The organism is Polaribacter sp. Z022, assembly GCF_023555495.1.
GTDB lineage: Bacteria > Bacteroidota > Bacteroidia > Flavobacteriales > Flavobacteriaceae > Polaribacter.
On record NZ_JALCZO010000033.1, the window covers coordinates 1 to 877 of the forward strand.

Below are 877 nucleotides of genomic sequence, written 5' to 3' on the forward strand. Positions count from 1 at the left end.
AGGGAGAGAGTGTTCCATATTTTTCTTTAAAAATCAAGATTTTCAAACTTTAAATTCCTTTTTCAGAATTTGACTGGGCTATGAATGCCAACGGTTTTGTGTATGATTTCGTTGCGTGTTTAAGCAACTAAATTAGCAAATACAAACCGAATAGAAAATCCGCGAGAATTTTCGTAATTAGGCGAGTACTAGCAATGAATTATACACGGTGTTGGCAAATCGTTTTTTATTCGTACATAAATTCTATTCTCTCTTCGAGATTACCTGGTAAGTCTTTGATTATTTCTTTTATAATTCCATATTTGTCATCGTATTTTATCGTGTAAATCGTTCCTAAATTTTCAATATTGGTAATTCTATTTAATTCGTCGTATTTGTAATTCCAAGTCCCCATTGTTCCAGAACCACTAACACTCATACTTTTGACACGTTTCTTACTGTCATATTCATAACATTTAAGAAATGCAAAACTTCTTACACTTTCATCGAAAGAATCAATGTTACATTCTTTATCTTTTATTGAGTCTTTATAAATTCCATTAGTTGGTAAATAATAAGGTATTTTGGCAATCTTTTGGCTGAAATATAGGTCAACTTTTGTTTCTTTTAAATCAATTAGGGAATCTTTGATTAATTCTACGTCTTTCCATTTCGATTCGTCAACATTCAGATTATCATAATGTTTTACAGTTATTTTAATTCGTTCTGAATTTTTATTACAACTAAAAAAAAATGAAATTAGAAGAAGAAAGATTATTGATTTGTTCATTCGCTCAAATGTTTGCCAACGTGTTTGTGTTATGAAAAGTTGCGTTTTAAATGTTCGGCTATTTTCCGTAGGAAAATTGAAGAACTTTAAAAAAGCAACAACTTTTGG

1 protein-coding gene is annotated in these 877 nt (G+C 29.6%); it reads right to left on the reverse strand.

Features of this window, described 5'->3' with window-relative positions; translation table 11 throughout:
• Positions 1 to 226 precede the first annotated feature (226 nt).
• Positions 227 to 877: hypothetical protein (locus MPF13_RS15455; RefSeq protein WP_249983664.1), on the reverse strand; the 651-nt coding region annotated here is incomplete at its 5' end.